Annotated in this window: 17 protein-coding genes; 6 read left to right on the forward strand and 11 right to left on the reverse strand. The window is 64.8% G+C overall.

The features are described from left to right. Positions 1-765 precede the first annotated feature (765 nt). Complete coding sequence (locus GKC28_RS24620) at positions 766-1,638, reverse strand: LysR family transcriptional regulator (protein WP_174149595.1); 873 nt, start codon at positions 1,636-1,638, stop codon at positions 766-768. A 98-nt stretch (positions 1,639-1,736) separates the two neighbouring features. Here GKC28_RS24620 and GKC28_RS24625 point away from each other — a divergent pair, with 98 nt between their 5' ends. Then, positions 1,737-1,937 (forward strand): hypothetical protein, encoded by a 201-nt coding sequence (locus GKC28_RS24625; protein ID WP_174149596.1) that lies wholly within the window; start codon positions 1,737-1,739, stop codon positions 1,935-1,937. On the opposite strand, the gene GKC28_RS24630 is transcribed toward GKC28_RS24625, so the two are convergent. Continuing rightward, positions 1,918-2,133: a hypothetical protein gene (locus GKC28_RS24630; protein ID WP_174149597.1), complete on the reverse strand. Its 216-nt coding sequence runs from the start codon at positions 2,131-2,133 to the stop codon at positions 1,918-1,920. The two genes, GKC28_RS24625 and GKC28_RS24630, sit on opposite strands and share 20 nt — an antisense overlap. Before the next feature lie 39 nt (positions 2,134-2,172). Here GKC28_RS24630 and GKC28_RS24635 point away from each other — a divergent pair, with 39 nt between their 5' ends. Continuing rightward, positions 2,173-2,865, forward strand: a complete 693-nt coding sequence (locus GKC28_RS24635; protein ID WP_174149598.1) for a DUF2270 domain-containing protein — start codon at positions 2,173-2,175, stop codon at positions 2,863-2,865. Between the two features lie 25 nt (positions 2,866-2,890). On the opposite strand, the gene GKC28_RS24640 is transcribed toward GKC28_RS24635, so the two are convergent. Then, positions 2,891-3,874: a calcium/sodium antiporter gene (locus tag GKC28_RS24640; RefSeq protein ID WP_174149599.1), complete on the reverse strand. Its 984-nt coding sequence runs from the start codon at positions 3,872-3,874 to the stop codon at positions 2,891-2,893. 376 nt (positions 3,875-4,250) lie between these two features. On the opposite strand from GKC28_RS24640, the gene GKC28_RS24645 reads away from it, so the two are divergent. After that, positions 4,251-4,814 (forward strand): outer membrane protein, encoded by a 564-nt coding sequence (locus GKC28_RS24645; RefSeq protein ID WP_174149600.1) that lies wholly within the window; start codon positions 4,251-4,253, stop codon positions 4,812-4,814. A gap of 76 nt (positions 4,815-4,890) precedes the next feature. On the opposite strand, the gene ccoP is transcribed toward GKC28_RS24645, so the two are convergent. From ccoP to ccoN, 4 genes are read right to left on the reverse strand one after another with little or no spacing between them, the layout of a single operon-like run. Next, complete coding sequence (gene ccoP / locus GKC28_RS24650) at positions 4,891-5,760, reverse strand: cytochrome-c oxidase, cbb3-type subunit III (protein ID WP_174149601.1); 870 nt, start codon at positions 5,758-5,760, stop codon at positions 4,891-4,893. Then, positions 5,757-5,963 carry a CcoQ/FixQ family Cbb3-type cytochrome c oxidase assembly chaperone gene (locus tag GKC28_RS24655; protein ID WP_019298205.1) on the reverse strand — a complete coding sequence of 69 codons (207 nt, stop codon included), beginning with the start codon at positions 5,961-5,963 and terminating at the stop codon, positions 5,757-5,759. The genes ccoP and GKC28_RS24655 overlap by 4 nt, the downstream gene beginning before the upstream one ends. A gap of 11 nt (positions 5,964-5,974) precedes the next feature. Further along, complete coding sequence (ccoO, locus tag GKC28_RS24660) at positions 5,975-6,703, reverse strand: cytochrome-c oxidase, cbb3-type subunit II (RefSeq protein ID WP_039170502.1); 729 nt, start codon at positions 6,701-6,703, stop codon at positions 5,975-5,977. Between the two features lie 14 nt (positions 6,704-6,717). After that, positions 6,718-8,328 (reverse strand): cytochrome-c oxidase, cbb3-type subunit I, encoded by a 1,611-nt coding sequence (ccoN, locus tag GKC28_RS24665; protein WP_174149602.1) that lies wholly within the window; start codon positions 8,326-8,328, stop codon positions 6,718-6,720. Positions 8,329-8,533: 205 nt separating this feature from the next. Here ccoN and GKC28_RS24670 point away from each other — a divergent pair, with 205 nt between their 5' ends. Continuing rightward, positions 8,534-9,373 (forward strand): universal stress protein, encoded by an 840-nt coding sequence (locus GKC28_RS24670; RefSeq protein WP_174149603.1) that lies wholly within the window; start codon positions 8,534-8,536, stop codon positions 9,371-9,373. 61 nt (positions 9,374-9,434) lie between these two features. On the opposite strand, the gene GKC28_RS24675 is transcribed toward GKC28_RS24670, so the two are convergent. Further along, a complete protein-coding gene (locus tag GKC28_RS24675) occupies positions 9,435-9,692 on the reverse strand; it encodes a GlsB/YeaQ/YmgE family stress response membrane protein (protein WP_174149604.1) in 258 nt (85 codons plus the stop codon). 105 nt (positions 9,693-9,797) lie between these two features. Then, positions 9,798-11,117 carry a serine hydroxymethyltransferase gene (locus GKC28_RS24680; protein ID WP_174149605.1) on the reverse strand — a complete coding sequence of 440 codons (1,320 nt, stop codon included), beginning with the start codon at positions 11,115-11,117 and terminating at the stop codon, positions 9,798-9,800. A 117-nt stretch (positions 11,118-11,234) separates the two neighbouring features. On the opposite strand from GKC28_RS24680, the gene GKC28_RS24685 reads away from it, so the two are divergent. Next, complete coding sequence (locus GKC28_RS24685) at positions 11,235-12,107, forward strand: LysR family transcriptional regulator (RefSeq protein WP_174149606.1); 873 nt, start codon at positions 11,235-11,237, stop codon at positions 12,105-12,107. 20 nt (positions 12,108-12,127) lie between these two features. Here the strand turns inward: GKC28_RS24685 and fnrL are convergent, their stop codons facing one another. Continuing rightward, positions 12,128-12,868, reverse strand: a complete 741-nt coding sequence (gene fnrL, locus GKC28_RS24690; protein ID WP_174149607.1) for a transcriptional regulator FnrL — start codon at positions 12,866-12,868, stop codon at positions 12,128-12,130. A 62-nt stretch (positions 12,869-12,930) separates the two neighbouring features. Here fnrL and hemN point away from each other — a divergent pair, with 62 nt between their 5' ends. After that, complete coding sequence (gene hemN, locus GKC28_RS24695; protein ID WP_174149608.1) at positions 12,931-14,286, forward strand: oxygen-independent coproporphyrinogen III oxidase; 1,356 nt, start codon at positions 12,931-12,933, stop codon at positions 14,284-14,286. 183 nt (positions 14,287-14,469) lie between these two features. On the opposite strand, the gene GKC28_RS24700 is transcribed toward hemN, so the two are convergent. After that, positions 14,470-16,059: an ABC transporter ATP-binding protein gene (locus GKC28_RS24700; RefSeq protein ID WP_174149609.1), complete on the reverse strand. Its 1,590-nt coding sequence runs from the start codon at positions 16,057-16,059 to the stop codon at positions 14,470-14,472. Between the last annotated feature and the right edge of the window lie 98 nt (positions 16,060-16,157).

Raw genomic sequence — 16,157 nt, forward strand, 5'->3', positions numbered from 1 at the left:
CCACCGCAGGTGGGAAGACGTCCTTCGCGGGACGATGGGTGAGGCGAGTTCGCAATGGGTCCAGTTCCGGCAGCATCATGGCTGCCAGGCCGCGAGTCAGATTGGACCGCTTCACTCTTCTAATCCCATGATGGGAGGGCCAGCGTGCCGATCCCGAAGAGAAGCAAGGGCCCGCGAAAGACCTGAAGTCCTGCCGCGAATGACTGCTCGATGGCGCTTGACCAAAGAACGCCGAATAGAGAAGGACCCATTGATTTTATGAGCGCTGCGCAAGACGGCGTTCGGGAAATCGCGCCGTGGCATGGGCGGGCGCATCTGGCTGACCGGCGTGCAAAGGGCCCGCTTGGCGCCAGTTCCCCGAAGTCCGCGGTACCCCGCCTGCTGATCACGGCCGTGTTCTGAGCGGAGTGATCCTCACCAGCCGCAATGGTTTACGATGGCGGGATGCCACCGAGTACGCGCCAGGCCAAGACCCCGCGCCGCCGTTAAAAGCACTTGAGCGGCAAAGGCCTCTTTGCCCGGAAGATGGCAGGACCGGCAGGGGAACACCGCGAAGAGAAAGCTGTGATGACCAGTGCGGCCTGCCTGAAGGTGCTCTGTTCCCCAGTTTTGGACAGGCGGAAGCTGGATTTTCCCTGGGACCGGCTCCAGGTTAGTTGGCGAGACGGCGAAAGCGATCAGCGGATCGGCTGGCAAGAGGCCCTGCCGCCCCGGCCATCGGCCTCTCACTCAATACCAGCAAAGCGCAGACCCGCGGCGGAAGCATTATTCCTTGACCTGCCCCTGCAGCCAGGCAGCGAATTTGCGGGTTTCCGGGCGTAGCACGCCTGAACGGGTGACAACATGATAGCCCAGGCCGTCGCCCTCAGTGAACAAGGCGCACAGGCGGCCGGATTGCAGATCCTCTGCGACGAACGCCTGGACACTGACTGCGACCCCCTGTCCCGCGCGCACCGCCTGCATCAGCAGGTTCCCGGGCAGCCGGGTCCGCGAACCGCGCAGGCTGTCCTTGACGCCCCGCGATTCCAGCCAGCGCGAAGCTTCCGTCGTGCCCAGCTCCTCCAGCCAGGGCAGGTCCAGCAGATCCTCCGGCGCCGCCACCTGGCGGCCCCTCAGCAGGCTGTCCGCCGCAATCACCACCATCGGTGACGGCAGCAGCATCCGGGCGTCCATCCCGCGCCAGTTGCCGCCGCCATACCGGATGGCAAGATCGATGCCGCCCGGCTTCAGTTCCACAATCTCCCCCCGCGGATCCAGCACCAGGTCGATCTCCGGGTGGCTGGCCTGGAACTCCGCCAGCCGCGGCATCAGCCAATGGGCGGCAAACATCGGCGTGCAGGTGACATGCAGCGGCCGGGCCGCACCAGCGGCGGAAATCTCATGCACCGCCGCCTCGATCGCGCCGAACCCCAGCTGCAGCGCCCGCGCCAGATGGGCGCCGTCTGCTGTCAGCGCCAGCGCCCGGCCGCTGCGGTCCAGCAGCGCTGCCCCCAAATGCCCCTCCAGCGCCCGCAGCTGCTGGCTGATGGCAGCGTGGCTGACATTGAGCGCCGCCCCTGCCTGCACCACATTCCCGGTCTCAGCAAAGGCAGTAAAGGCCCTGAGCGCCGAAAGCGGCGGCATGTGCAACCAATCCATATGTAATCAAGCCTTACACAATGACATTCTTCTTAACTCGCAGGAATCGCCCATTCAGGCAAGAGTCGGGATCACATGCCAGCACAGGAGGCCGTGACATGCTGAATGATATCTATGCCCGCTCGATGATGACCGCCGCCCGCCAGGGCTGTGTGCGGCTGCGCGATTTGCCGCCCGCCAAGCCGCTGCCGGGCGCCTATCAGGCACCGCCGCGCGCCCCGGGTCTGCTGGCCAGGCTCACCGCATGGCTGCGCGGGCAGCCGCTGCAGGCCCGCTGCATCAATCCGCAGAAGATTTGAGAAGAAAAAAGCGCCGGTTTTCCAGGAAACGCGCGAACAGATCGGAAAACCGGCGCATGGCCCGTTTGGCCTGCACGTCGGCCTCGCGGGATTTCTTGCTGCCCAGGAGGGGTGTTGGCCAAGCAGCAATCTCTTTCACCTGAGGTTTTAGCCCGATTGCAGCGGTCGCAGTTTGATGCGGATCAAACTGGCGCAATAAATTTGCCCGGATGGAGCAGAAAACTACCCTCACCCTATGACTCAGTCACAGCGCGAACAGACGGCAGCGGGTGCCCGCGCACCGCTGTCAGCGGAGGAAGTCGGCGCGCTTGCGCATCTGTACCGCGGCGAGATTTACCGCAGCACGGTCTGGCGCACCCGGCTCGACACCACCACCAACTGGTCGGTGGTGACGCTGGGTGTGGCGCTGTCGATCTCCTATTCCTCGCCCGAAGCCTCGCCGCTGCCGCTGATCCTGGTCGGCGTGCTGATCATCTTCTTCCTGATGCTGGAGGCCCGCCGCTACCGCTATTTCAACGTGTTCCGCGCCCGCGCCCGCTGGCTGGAGACGCATTTCTACACCCCGATGCTGATCGAGGGCGACCTGCATCTGGAGGAGCACTGGCAGGACGTTCTGGCCGCTGACTATCTGCGCCCCGAATACCATGTCGGGGTGATGACCGCGATCGGGCGGCGGATCCGGCGCAATTACTTCTGGATCCTGCTGATCCAGACGCTGGCCTATGCGGGCAAGCTGGCGGTGCATCCGACCGGCGTGACCAGCTGGCAGCAGGCCCTGGACCGGGCCGACATCGGCCCCTTCCCTGGAGAGCTGGTGCTGGCAACCGGCGTTTTCTACGTGGTGCTGTGGGGTGGTATTGCCTGGTGGAGCGCCCGCAACGACGCCGCCCGCGCCCGCAAGCGCAGCTCGAAAACCTCGATGGGCTGAGGCCCGCAGGAATGACGGCGGCAGCTCAGGCCGGCCACAGCCACCAGACATAGGCGCCGTAGCCTGCCAGCAGCACCGCCCCCTCGCGCCGCGACACCCGCAGCCCTGTCCAGGCAAGCCCCAGGAAGGCAACTGTCACCAGCAGCATCAGCGGGTTGTCAAACCCGGCAATCCGCTCCGGCACCTCCGAAGGCGCGATCAGCGCGGTGGCGCCGCCGATGCCCAGGAGGTTGTAGATGTTGGAGCCGATGATATTGCCGAACGCCATCTCGCCCTGACGGCGCAGCGCGGCTGCAACAGAGGTCGCAAGCTCCGGCGCCGAGGTTCCCACCGCCACAATCGTCAGGCCGATCACCGTTTCGGACACCTGCATCATCCGCGCCAGCTCAACTGCCCCGTCCACCAGCAGCCCGCCGCCTGCGACGACCAGCGCCAGTCCGCCCAGGGCGGTGGCCAGCGGGCGCCACAGCGGCAGCCTGACCGCGCTTGCAGGCGCGATGGCCGGATCCACGCCTTCAAGCGCTGCGGCCTTGTCGAACAGCGCGCCATGGTCTGCCACCGTTACCCGCTCCTGCCGGATGGCGAACCAGACATAGGCCGCCAGCGCCAGCACAAATGCCAGCCCGGCGGCCCGCGTCACCGGAACCGTTGCCGCCAGCAGCGCAAAGACCGCTGTCGCCGCCAGCATCACGCCGCCATCGCGCCGCAGCGCCGCCGACTGCACCGCGATCGGAGCAATCAGCGCCGACAATCCCGCGATCAACAGAATATTGGCAATGTTGGAGCCGGTGATATTGCCATAGGCAATCCCCGGCGCCCCGGCCAGCGCCGCCCGGACCGAGGTGACCAGCTCAGGCGCCGAGGTGCCGAAGCCCACAAGGGTCAGGCCGATGACCAGTGGTGACACTCCGAAGCGCTCGGCAACGCGCACCGCGCCGCGTACCAGGAATTCGCCGCCAAGGATCAGCAGCACAAGCCCGCCCAGAAGCGGCAGCCAAATATCAAACACCTGTGTCCTTTCTCAAATCAGCGCCCGGCCTGCCCGGAACGCCCGCCGATGCCGCCGCTCTGCCCCGCCGACCGCGGGCAGCACCTGGCGCGTCCGCAAGGAAGATGAGATCGCAGGCCCTGCGGGTTCAAGTGGCCAGGAGAGAAAAATTCGCTTATGCAGGGGCAGACCGCCGCGCAGCCATCCCCGCACGCTAGCAGGCGTACTAAGCGAAAACCGGCGCATCACGGCTGTATAATGGCAAAAGACCGCCTGCCGCAGGCGGATGGGCGGCGCCAGGCTCCCGCAGGCCTTTCCTCTGCGGAAGCTGAGTTATCTTGTTTCACAAGTGCGGCAGCCGGTGTCCCGGCTCCATCAGTTAGAAGGTGTGTCTGCTATGAAAAGAAAATGTTTCCCCGCCCTGCTCCTTTTTTCCGCCGCCACCGCGACCTCTGCCTTTGCAGGCGACTGGGAAGGCGGCTACGTCGGCGGCCAGATCGGATACGGATCCGGGGATTTTGACCTCGGCACGCTCACCGACCTCGACACGGACGGTGCAGTGGGCGGCTTCACCATCGGCTATCTGTGGGAACTGGGAGACTGGGCGGTCGGACCCGAACTGCAATACGATTTCTCCGATCTTTCGGTTGATTCCGGCGGCGCTTCCGGGGACTTCGACGGGATCGCCCGGCTGAAACTGCGGGCCGGTTATGATCTGGGCGATGGGCTGCTCTACGGCAGCCTCGGCTTTGCCTACACCAACTTTGACGGGCTGTCGGGTGTGACCGGCATTGATTTCGACGACCCCGGCTATGTCATCGGCTTCGGCTACGACCATCAGATCAACGACCAATGGGTGGTCGGCGGCGAATACCAGTACCACAAGTTCGACGACTTCGGCACCGACGGCAATGACGTCGATTTCGGCACCCTGCACATCCGGGCAATGTTCAGGTTCTGAACTGCAGGCACCGGCCAGCGCAAAAAGAAAGGGGCCGCAATCTGCGGCCCCTTTGCTGTTTCCGGCGTGCGGTGGCTTACTCGCCGCCGCCCAGCTGGTGCACATAAGCCGACACCGCGCGGATCTCCGCCTCGGTCAGGCGAGTGTTCCAGGCCGGCATCACGCCATAGCGCGAGTTAGCCACAGTCTCGGTCAGAGTGGCGTAGTCGCCGCCATAGAGCCAGATCGCATCCGCCAGGTTCGGCGCGCCTTGCGCGCGGTCGCCGGTGCCGTCTTCCATGTGGCAGGAGGCACAGTTGTCGGCAAAGACAACCGAACCCGCCTCAACCTTGGACGCATCCTGCGGCTCACCCGACAGCGACATCACGTAGTTGACCACCTGGGAGATCTCTTCCTTCTCCAGCAGTTCGTCGCGGCCAAAGGCAGGCATCTCGGAATAGCGCGCTTCGTCGCTGTCCTCGTTGCGGATGCCGTGGGTGATGGTGGCGTGGATTTCCTCCATCGAGCCGCCCCAGAGCCAGTCGTCGTCCAGCAGGTTCGGATAGCCTTTAGCGCCGGCCGCACCGGAGCCGTGGCACTGGGCGCACCAGGTCTTGAACACGGCGGAACCGGCGGACACCGCGTAAGAGCCCAGTTCCGGGTCTTCCGCGATGGCGGTCAGCTCGGCTGCCTCCAGCTTGGCGTTGACCGGCGCGTTGGCTTCTTCCACCGCGGTGATCTCGGCTGCCACGTCGCCGCGGGTCGACCAGCCCAGCACCCCGGCAGTGGCGCCGTTGATCAGTGGCCAGGCCGGATAGGCGATGGTGTAGATCACGCCCCAGATGATGGTGGCGTAGAAGGTCCACAGCCACCAGCGCGGCATCGGGTTGTCGAATTCCTCGATCCCGTCCCATTCATGGCCGGTGGTATTCGGATCGCCTTCGAATTTCTGCGATTTCTTGCTCATGCCCTCGCCTCCTTAGTCGCGGCGGGTTGGTCCTGGCTGGGTGCAGGTGCGTCGTCATGCCGGAACGGGATGTTTGCAGTGTCCTTGTAGGCCTTGGTGCTGCCCGGGCGGAACGCCCAGACAATCACACCAATGAAGAAGGTGAACAGGAACAGCAGCATCCAGCTGTCGGCGAACTGCCTGAGGAGTGTATAGAGTTCCATACCAGCCTCCCTCAGCGGCTCGCGTCCGGGGTGAAGGTCGAGAAGTCGACCAGCGTGCCCAGCATCTGCAGATAGGCGATCAGCGCGTCGGCCTCGGAGATCCCCGGCTGGCCATCGAAGTTGCGCACGTTGATGTCCTCGCCATAGCGCTCCAGCAGCCCGTCATAGTCGCTGTCCGGGTCGGCCTGGGCGCGGAAGTCAGCCTGCGCGGCTTCGATCATCTCGTCGCTGTAGGGCGTGCCCAAGAGCGCGTTGGTGGCCATGATGTCGCCGATGTACTTGCCGTCGATCTTCTTCTCCTCGAGGAAGCCGTATTTCGGCATCACCGATTCCGGCACCACCGACTGCGGGTCGCGCAGGTGGTCTGCGTGCCACTCATCCGAGTAGCGGCCGCCAACGCGGGCCAGATCCGGCCCGGTCCGCTTGGAGCCCCACTGGAACGGGCGGTCGTACATCGACTCCGCCGCCAGCGAGTAGTGGCCGTAACGCTCGACCTCGTCGCGCATCGGGCGGATCATCTGGCTGTGGCAGACATAGCAGCCTTCCCGGATGTAGACCTCGCGGCCCGCCATCTCGAGCGGGGTGTAGGGACGCATGCCCTCCACCTTCTCGATGGTGTTTTCCAGGTAGAACAGCGGTGCGATCTGCACCAGGCCGCCGATGGTCACGACCAGGAAGCTGAAGATCAGCAGCAGGGTCGCGTTGGTCTCGAGGATCTTATGTTTGTCGAGAATAGACATTGCTTCCTGGCTCCTTATTCAGCCGGAACCGGGACCGTCAGGCTGGCCTCTTTGGCCGGCGCCTTACGGACCGTCATCCACAGGTTGTAGCACATGATGATGGACCCCGCGAGGAACATGACCCCGCCCAGACCGCGCACCACATACATCGGGAACTTCGCTGCCACTGTGTCGGCAAAAGAGTTCACCAGGAAGCCGTTGGCGTCCACCTCACGCCACATCAGGCCTTCCATGATTCCGGTCACCCACATCGAAGCGGCGTAGAGAATGATGCCGAGGGTGGCCAGCCAGAAGTGCCAGGAGACCAGGCGCAGGCTGTAGAGGCTCTCGCGCTTCCACAGCGCCGGCACCAGGTAGTAGAGGGCGCCGAAGGTGATCATGCCGTTCCAGCCCAGCGCGCCGGAGTGCACGTGGCCAATGGTCCAGTCGGTGTAGTGTGACAGCGAGTTCACCGCGCGGATCGACATCATCGGGCCTTCGAAGGTGGACATGCCGTAGAAGCCCAGCGAGATCACCATCATCCGGATCACCGGGTCGGTGCGCAGCTTGTCCCAGGCGCCCGACAGGGTCATCAGGCCGTTGATCATGCCGCCCCAGGAGGGCATCCACAGGATCACCGACATCACCATACCCAGGGTCGAGGCCCAGTCAGGCAGCGCGGTGTAGTGCAGGTGGTGCGGACCGGCCCAGATGTACAGGAAGATCAGCGCCCAGAAGTGGATGATCGACAGCTTGTAAGAGAAGACGGGACGCTCGGCCTGTTTCGGGATGAAGTAATACATCATCCCCAGGAAGCCCGCAGTCAGGAAGAAGCCCACGGCGTTGTGGCCGTACCACCACTGGATCATCGCATCCTGCACGCCCGGCCACACGATGACCGACTTGGAGCCCCAGATCGAGACCGGGATGGTCATGTTGTTGATCAGGTGCAGCATCGCCACAGTGACGATAAAGGACAAGTAGAACCAGTTCGCCACATAGATATGCGGCTCCTTGCGCTTGATGATGGTGCCCAGGAACACCGCCAGATAGGCGACCCAGACGATGGTCAGCCACAGGTCGACGTACCACTCGGGTTCCGCATATTCCTTGGACTGGGTGCCACCCAGCAGATAGCCGGTTGCCGCCAGCACGATGAACAGCTGGTAACCCCAGAATACGAACCACGCCAGGTTGCCGCCCCAGAGGCGCGCAGCAGAGGTCCGCTGCACCACATAGAAGGAGGTCGCGATCAGCGCGTTGCCGCCAAAGGCAAAGATCACCGCAGAGGTGTGCAGGGGACGCAGGCGGCCGAAGTTGGCCAGGCCCTCGGCCCATTCAAAGTTCAGCGCCGGAAACGCCAGCTGAAACGCGATGAAGGTCCCCGCCAGGAACCCGACCACACCCCAGAAGGCGGTTGCAATCGTGCCAGCGCGGATCACGCTGTCGAAATACTCGTTTTCCAGACCGGCGGGTGCCACTTTCGGCTCGTCGGTTCTGCGCAAAGTGTGCAGAAACAGGCCGCCGGCCACGATCATCACGATGATCGCGTGCACCTGGTAAGCCAGATCCCGCGCGTAATTGGTGCCGATCATCGCAAACAGCGTGACCAGACCAAGCGCTATCAGCTTGATATAATTAGACATCTTGCGTCCCTTTGCCATGCCCCCGCGAATCCTGCGGATACGGGAACGTTATTAGACCGCGCCCTTCATGCAAAACGCGCCTTTCTGCTGCCTTGATCTGCATCAAGACAAATCCGGGCAACATGTGACACTTGTTCCTGTGCAGTGAAACTCCACGCACCAGCACCCGTCAGGATTGCGGTGCGTTTTCCGCCGAGAGGTGTCAATGTCCTACAAGTCCTTGCTTACCGTTCTCACAGCTGCGGACACCGCAGCGGCGCCTTTGGCGCAAATTGCGGCCCTGGCTGAGGAATTCGGCGCCCATGCCGATGCGCTCTGCCTCGGTGTCGACCGCACCCAGACAGGATACTACTATGCCGGCGCCAATGCGATGGTGCTGCAGGAAACCCTGGCCCGCGCCCAGGAGGAGGCCGAAGAGGTCCAGGCCCAGGCCGAAGAGGCCCTGAAGCAGGCCGGCGTCGCTTACGGCACCGACAGCGGCGTTGCCCAGATTGCCGACATCGGCCGCCATGTGGCGCGCCAGGCGCGGTTTTCCGATCTGGTGGTGCTGGGCCAGCCCTATGGCGCGGGGAAGCGCGCCGAAGCAGAGCCGATCGTCGAAGCGGCGCTGTTCGAAGGCCGCGCACCGGTGCTGGTGGTGCCGGACAAGGCTGCGCCGCTGAAGCAGCCCAAGACTGTACTGGTGGCCTGGAACGAAAGCATCGAGGCGATGACCGCAATCCGCCGGGCGATGCCGTTCCTGAAAGCTGCCGATCTGGTCCGCATTGCGGTGATCGACCCGCCGCAGCATGGCCCCGAACGCTCGGATCCCGGCGGCATGCTGGCGCAGATGCTGGCCCGCCACGGGGTCAATTGCGAAATCGACGTGCTCAGCAAGACGCTGACCCGGGTGTCGGACGTGCTGAACCGCCACGCCGCCGACACTGCCGCCGACATGATCGCTATGGGAGCTTATGGCCATTCCCGCTTCCGCGAGGCGATCCTGGGCGGCGCCACCCGCAACATGCTGGAACAAGCCGCGGTGCCGGTGCTGATGGCCCACTAAGGCAAGCTAGACTGTACAAACCAAAAGGCGCCCCGCAGGGCGCCTTTTTCGTGGCCGGGGCCTAGCCTGCCTTGCGGATCAGCCCGATCAGGAACAGAAGGATCACCGCGCCCAGGGTGGCGTGGATCAGCGTCCAGAAAAAACCGCCGCCCGCGGCAAACCCCAGCGCCGGAAAAATGGTGCCGGCCAGGAAGGCGCCGACCACGCCTACGATGATATTGCCGAGGATGCCAAAGCCGCGGCCCTGCATGATCTTGCCCGACAGCCAGCCCGCCAGCGCCCCGATGATCAGCATCCCGATCAGACTTCCAAACTGCATTGCCGCCTCCATGTGGTGTTACCGCAATAGTAGAGCACAACCGCGGCGCCGGGTCACCCGCTGCCGTCAGGATCCGCAGCCAGAGCCCCGCTATGTCGTGCGGCCTTAGCGGACGTAATGCATGCCCTGGAAGGCCGCGCGGAACGCGGCAACCTCTGCCGCCATAGCCGCCGGATCCTCAGCCCGCAGCGCGCGGGCAATCAGCTCCGCGAGCTTGGGCGCATGCTCCGGCGTGACACCGCGGCGCACCAGCTCAGGCGTGCCGAGGCGCAGCCCGTTCATGTCCCCCGGCACCTCCGCAACCGGCAGGCCGATGCCGCAGGCCAGGAAGCCCGCCTTGCGCAGATGCTTCGACGCCGCCTGGCCGCCGCCGAACTCCGCCGCCTCCAGTGCGAACTGATGCGACTGGGTCATGCCCCTTGCGGCCGCAAAGACCGGCAGCCCCTGCCCTGCCAGCGCCTCGGCCAGTGCCTGCGACAGATCGGCCATCGCCTTGGCATACCCTGCGCCGTGCTCCACCCAGTCCAGCAGGCTCATCGCCAGCGCCGCCGATTTCGCCGCGTCGAAATTCGCGGTCATGCCGGGAAAGGCGATGGCATCCAGCCGCTCGGCGATCTCCGCATCATTGGTGACGATCAGCCCGCCCGCCGGGCCGCCCAGGCTCTTGTAGGTGCTCATCGTCATCATATGCGCGCCCTGTTCCAGCGGGTTGGCCCAATGGCCGCCGGCAATCATGCCGCACTGGTGGGCCGCGTCGAACAGCACCTTGGCGCCCACCTCCTCCGCAATCGCGCGCACCTCTGCCACCGGGTGCGGGAACAGGTTGAGACTGCCGCCAATGGTGATGAGCTTCGGCCGCACCTTGAGCGCCAGATCGCGCAGCGCATCCAGATCGACGGTATAGCCATCCGCATCCACCGGCGCCGGGTGGGTCTGAAGCCCGTAAAGCCCGGCACAGCCGCCCGCGTGATGGGTGACATGGCCGCCCACCGCGGCAGGCGGCGCGATGATCGCATCGCCGGGCTGGGTCAGCGCCATGAAGCCATAGAGATTTGCCAAGGCGCCCGAGCCCACCCGGATCTCTGCATAGCGCGCCTTGAAAACCTTGGCGGCCAGTTCCGCGGCAATCACCTCGATCTCCTCGATGGCTTCCAGCCCCATCTCGTACTTGTCGCCGGGATAGCCAAGCGACGGGCGGCTGCCGAGGCCGGACGCCAGCAGCGCCTCTGCCGCCGGGTTCATCACGTTGGTGGCCGGGTTCAGATTAAAGCAGTCGCGATCGTGGATCTCTGCATTGCGGTCCGCCAGCGCGGTCAGACGCGCGGCAGTCTCTGCGCTGGCGGCAGCGGCGGTTCGCGCGGCCACGGTCTGCACGTATTCTTCGCAGGCAGCGGGCACCCAGTTGCGGCGGGCAAGCTCTGTCATCATCTCTCTCCTTCGCGCAGTGGCGGGTTTCTCTCTGCTCCCATCAAAGCGCCTGTGCCCCCTTGCCCGCAAATCAGTTTTCCAGAAAACTAGGGCTAGAAAAATTGAGGCTCAGACATGGCTGTTTCCCCGCCCCCTGCTCAATCGCTGCCGCTGACGGCCCTGCGCGCGTTCGAGGCTGCCGCGCGGCTCGGCGGATTCTCCGCGGCCGCGCAGGAGCTGGGGGTGACGCCCGGTGCGGTCTCCGCCCAGATCAAGTCGCTGGAGGACGCCCTGCAAGCTCAGTTGTTCCATCGCCGCCCCAAGCAAGTGACGCTGACGGCGCTTGGCGCGCGGGTGCTGCCGGAGTTCACCGCCGCCTTCGACCAGATGAATGCCGCCACACGGCTCCTGCGCGAGGAGGCCCAGCCCAGCACCGTCCATATCGCCACCCTGCCCGCGATTGCCCAGTTCTGGCTGTCACCCCGTCTGCCAGCGCTGCGGGCCGCGATGCCGGAGATGGTAGTGTCGGTCACCGCAACCGAAGAGCCGCCCAACCTCAAGCGCACTCCCTATGACCTGTGCCTGTTCTACGGCGGCGATCAAGGGGAAGTGATCGAGCAGGACGTGATCTTCCCGGTCTGCTCCCCCGCGCTGGCAGGGCAGCTGCACAAGCCTGCCGACCTGCAGAATGTGCCCTGCCTGTCAGACGCGGTCTGGGCGCAGGATTGGGAGGCATGGCTGCAGGCCGCCTGCCCTGGCGAGACCCTGCATCTCCGGGGACCGGAATACTCGCTCTATTCGCTGGCGGTGGAGGAGGCCATTAATGGCGCAGGGGTGCTGATCGGCCATCAGGCGCTGGTGGCACCGCTTGTGGACAGCGGCAGGCTGGTGGCGCCGTTTGCAGTGAAGGCCAGCCTGCCGCGGGACTTGCGGCTGTGGAGCCTGCGCCCCTCCGGCCCGCGCAGCCCGGCAGCACGGGTGGCGCGCTGGCTTGCAGAGAACAGCTAGATAAAATGGGGAAGCCGGCCTCAGCCCAGGAAGCCGCCGTCGCTGTCGTCGCCCGCTTCTTCCATCAGGCGGCGCATATCAGGCACGGTCACATGCCGCTTGCCTTCCAGCTCGATAACGCAGTCCCGCTTGAGCGCGGAAATCTGGCGGCTGACGGTTTCCAGCGTCAGACCCAAGTAATCGGCCATTGCCTCCCGCGTCAGCGGCAGGTCGAACACCATCCGGTTGGTGGCCCCGCCGGGCGTCAGCGTCGCATCACGGCGCGCGATAATGGCCAGGAGGCTCGCGATCTTCTCGCGGGCGGTCTTGCGGCCCAGCACCAGCATCCACTCCCGCGCCGCGTCGAGTTCGTCCAGGGTCATTTCCAGCAGACGGTGCGCGATATGCGGGGTGCGCTCCATCAACTCCTCGAACGGCTTCTTGCGGAAACAGCACATCACCACGTCGGTGGTTGCCACCACATCATAAGCCGCGCCCTCACGCCCCGGGCGGCCGACAAAATCGCTGGGAAGCAACAGGCCCACCATCTGGGTGCGCCCGTCCTCCATCGTCTGGGTCAGGGAGGCGATGCCGGAGACCACGGAGCCCACGAAATTCATCACATCACCAGACCAGATGATCGGCTGGCCGGCCTCGTAGGTGCGGTAGTATTTGATCGCGTCCAGCTCCTCCAGCTCATCCGCGTTGCAGCGTGCGCAGACGGCCCGGTGGCGGATCGGGCAGTCACCGCATCTGGAATGGGAAAGTACGGGAGCGTTCATTCGTTGGTCCGGATTGATCTGGGTCAAAGCTCTGGTTCGCGCGTTCCCATAACGGTAATTGAATGGAACAGAAAGCTCAATTGGCCGAACTGGGTTTGTTTGACGCCAGAGTGCCGCGCTATACCAGTTACCCTACTGCGCTGCATTTTGGCAAAGAGACTGATTCTGCGCAGTTTTCCAGTTGGATTTCAGAGATCTCCCCCGGCAGCAGCATTTCGCTCTATATGCATGTGCCGTTCTGCCGCAGATTGTGCTGGTTCTGCGCTTGCCGCACGCAAGGCACCCACTCCGACGCCCCGGTGGAGGCCTATGCAGAGGTCCTGAAAGCCGAGATTGCGCTCTTGAAGGCGCAGCTGCCCGAGGGCATCACCCTGTCGCGCCTGCATTGGGGCGGCGGCACGCCGACGCTCCTCAGCGCGGATCTGATCCGCGGCCTCGCCGCCGCCATCACTGACGCGATTCCGCTGGCGCCGCGGGCGGAGATTTCGGTCGAGATCGATCCGAATGAAATCGGGGACCGGCGGCTGGATGCGCTGGCCGAAGCGGGAATGAACCGCGCTTCAGTCGGAGTGCAGGATTTCGACAGCACCATCCAGCAGGCGATCGGCCGCATCCAGAGCTTCGAGTCCACCCGCGCCGCCATCGAGCATCTGCGCAGCCACGGCATCACCAGCCTCAATGCCGACATCCTCTTTGGGCTGCCGCACCAGACCCCCGCCATCATAACCGAAAGCGTGCAGAAGCTGCTGTCACTGACGCCCGACCGTGTGGCGGTCTACGGTTATGCCCATGTCCCCTGGATGGCCGGGCGGCAAAGCATGATCCGCTCCGATGCGCTGCCCACCCCAGAGGCGCGGCTGGAGCTGTTCGAGACCGCCCGCCAGCTGTTCCTATGGGACGGCTACCGGGAGATCGGCATCGACCATTTCGCCCGCCCCCACGACGGGCTGGCGGTGGCGCAGCGGACCGGGCGCCTGCGGCGGAACTTCCAAGGCTACACCGACGACCCGGCAGAGGTGCTGATCGGCATCGGCGCCTCGGCGATCTCGCGCTTCCCGCAGGGCTATGCGCAGAACGCGCCCGCCACCTCGGCCTATGTCCGCGCCATCCGCGGCGGGCAGTTCGCCACCGCGCGCGGCCATGCTTTTGCGGGCCAGGACCTGCTGCGGGCGCGGCTGATCGAGGCGCTGATGTGCGATTTCCGCATCTGCCGCGAGGAGATCCTGTCGCGCTTTGCCGTGACCGGGGCAGATTTGGAGCAAATGTTTGCAGAGGCAGACACCGCCTTCCCCGGCATGCTGAAAGTGTCAGCCAAGGGGCTGCAGATCCGAGACGAGGCGCGCCCGCTGACCCGGATGATCGCCCGCAGCTTTGACGCCTATGACCTCAGCACCGCAGGCCACAGCACCGCCATCTGAGCCCCTCTCCCATTCACCGGGAACGCCCACCCGTCGCGGCTGCGCCGATAGGTCAGCACCGCTGCCTGAATGTTTCGCGCGCGAAACAATTGGTCAAACTGGCTGCCGCAAATTCTGGGCGTTGCGTCAGGTGCGAACGCATAGATGCTGCAAAGCCTGCCAGAGGGTTAATTTAGGGGCGGGTCAACCTGCGGCGGCCAGCAGCCTGCGGGTGTAGCCGGCCCGCGGGTTGGCGAACAGCTCCTCCGCCGCGCCGGTCTCCACCACGTCGCCCTGGTTCATCACCACCACCTTGTGCGACATCGCCCGCACCACGTTGAGGTCGTGGGAGATGAACAGATAAGCGAGCCCATAGCGCGTCTGCAGGTCGCGCAGCAGCTCGACAATCTGCACCTGCACCGTCATGTCCAGCGCCGAGGTCGGCTCATCCAGCACCACCAGTTTCGGGCGCAGCACCATGGCGCGGGCGATTGCGATGCGCTGGCGCTGGCCGCCGGAGAACTCGTGCGGGTAACGGTCCATGGCGCCTGGGTCGAGGCCCACCTCCGTCATCACCTCCGCCACCAGTTCGCGGGTGTCGCGGTGCTGATCGACCTTGTGGATAGCGAGACCTTCGGAAATGATCTGGGCGCAGGTCATCCGCGGACTGAGGGAGCCGAACGGGTCCTGGAACACGATCTGCATGTCCTTGCGCAGGGCGCGCAGGTCACGGGTGGACCATTTGCGCAGGTCCTGGCCTTGGAACTCTACTGCGCCCTCGGACGCAATCAGCCGCATGATGGCGAGCGCCAGGGTGGTCTTGCCGGAGCCGCTTTCGCCGACAATGCCCAGGGTTTCGCCGGCGCGGACCGAGACCGACATCGGGTTTACTGCTTTCACGTGGCCGACAGTGCGTTTCAGCAGGCCGCGCTGGATCGGGAACCAGACCTTGAGATCCCTGGCCGCCACCAGTTCCTGCGCATCCGCCGGCACCGGCTGCGGCTGGCCGGAGGGCTCTGCCGCCAGCAGTTTCTGCGTGTAGGGGTGCTGCGGATTGGCAAAGATTTCTGCCGCCGGACCTTCCTCGACGATCTCGCCGCTTTTCATCACGCAGACCCGGTCGGCGATGCGGCGCACGATGCCGAGGTCATGGGTGATGAACAACAGCCCCATGCCTTCGCTTTCCTTCAGCTCCGCCAGAAGATCAAGGATCTGCGCCTGGATGGTCACGTCGAGCGCCGTGGTCGGCTCATCGGCAATCAGGATATCGGGCTTGTTGGCCAGCGCCATGGCGATCATCACCCGTTGCCGCTGGCCGCCCGACAGCTGATGCGGATAGGAGGTCAGCCGGTTTTCGGCGTCGCGGATGCCGACCTTTTCGAGCAGCTCCAGAATGCGGGTGCGGGCGGATTTGCCCGCCAGCCCCTGGTGCAGGGCGAGGGATTCCTCCAGCTGGCGCTCAATGGTGTGCAGCGGGTTCAATGAGGTCATCGGCTCCTGGAAGATGAAGCTGATGTCATTTCCGCGCACCTGCATCAGGCGGCGCTCGCTGGCGCCGACCATTTCGGTGCCGCCATAGGTGACAGAGCCGCTTACCATGGCGCTGTCGCCAAGGAGAGAAACGGTGGACAGCGCCGAGACGGATTTGCCGGAACCGCTCTCGCCAACCAGCGCCACGGTTTCGCCGCGGCCGACGGAGAAGGAGACACCGCGCACGGCCTCTGTCACCTTGCCGTCCTGGCGGAAGGAGACGCGGAGGTTCTGGACGTTCAGGAGGGGGGAGGTTTTGGTCATTTGAACGCCCCAAAGTCTGGAAGCCAGTAATGAAGTAGCACCCGGGGTGCGCAGCAGCCCGGATCGCCCCCGACCCGCCCCCCAGGGCGGGGGCGATT

The sequence above is a fragment of the Leisingera sp. ANG59 genome (genome assembly GCF_013317235.1).
Taxonomy (GTDB): domain Bacteria; phylum Pseudomonadota; class Alphaproteobacteria; order Rhodobacterales; family Rhodobacteraceae; genus Leisingera.

What these genes read in the sequence shown, in the direction of transcription:
- fnrL (WP_174149607.1), bottom strand. Translation starts at nt 12,868, where the DNA reads ATGAACGCTCCCGTACTTTCCCATTCCAGATGCGGTGACTGCCCGATC.
- GKC28_RS24670 (WP_174149603.1), top strand. Translation starts at nt 8,534, where the DNA reads ATGTCCTACAAGTCCTTGCTTACCGTTCTCACAGCTGCGGACACCGCA.
- GKC28_RS24625 (WP_174149596.1), top strand. Translation starts at nt 1,737, where the DNA reads ATGCTGAATGATATCTATGCCCGCTCGATGATGACCGCCGCCCGCCAG.
- GKC28_RS24675 (WP_174149604.1), bottom strand. Translation starts at nt 9,692, where the DNA reads ATGCAGTTTGGAAGTCTGATCGGGATGCTGATCATCGGGGCGCTGGCG.
- hemN (WP_174149608.1), top strand. Translation starts at nt 12,931, where the DNA reads ATGGAACAGAAAGCTCAATTGGCCGAACTGGGTTTGTTTGACGCCAGA.
- GKC28_RS24700 (WP_174149609.1), bottom strand. Translation starts at nt 16,059, where the DNA reads ATGACCAAAACCTCCCCCCTCCTGAACGTCCAGAACCTCCGCGTCTCC.
- ccoN (WP_174149602.1), bottom strand. Translation starts at nt 8,328, where the DNA reads ATGTCTAATTATATCAAGCTGATAGCGCTTGGTCTGGTCACGCTGTTT.
- GKC28_RS24680 (WP_174149605.1), bottom strand. Translation starts at nt 11,117, where the DNA reads ATGACAGAGCTTGCCCGCCGCAACTGGGTGCCCGCTGCCTGCGAAGAA.
- GKC28_RS24635 (WP_174149598.1), top strand. Translation starts at nt 2,173, where the DNA reads ATGACTCAGTCACAGCGCGAACAGACGGCAGCGGGTGCCCGCGCACCG.
- GKC28_RS24685 (WP_174149606.1), top strand. Translation starts at nt 11,235, where the DNA reads ATGGCTGTTTCCCCGCCCCCTGCTCAATCGCTGCCGCTGACGGCCCTG.
- ccoP (WP_174149601.1), bottom strand. Translation starts at nt 5,760, where the DNA reads ATGAGCAAGAAATCGCAGAAATTCGAAGGCGATCCGAATACCACCGGC.
- GKC28_RS24655 (WP_019298205.1), bottom strand. Translation starts at nt 5,963, where the DNA reads ATGGAACTCTATACACTCCTCAGGCAGTTCGCCGACAGCTGGATGCTG.
- GKC28_RS24645 (WP_174149600.1), top strand. Translation starts at nt 4,251, where the DNA reads ATGAAAAGAAAATGTTTCCCCGCCCTGCTCCTTTTTTCCGCCGCCACC.
- GKC28_RS24620 (WP_174149595.1), bottom strand. Translation starts at nt 1,638, where the DNA reads ATGGATTGGTTGCACATGCCGCCGCTTTCGGCGCTCAGGGCCTTTACT.
- ccoO (WP_039170502.1), bottom strand. Translation starts at nt 6,703, where the DNA reads ATGTCTATTCTCGACAAACATAAGATCCTCGAGACCAACGCGACCCTG.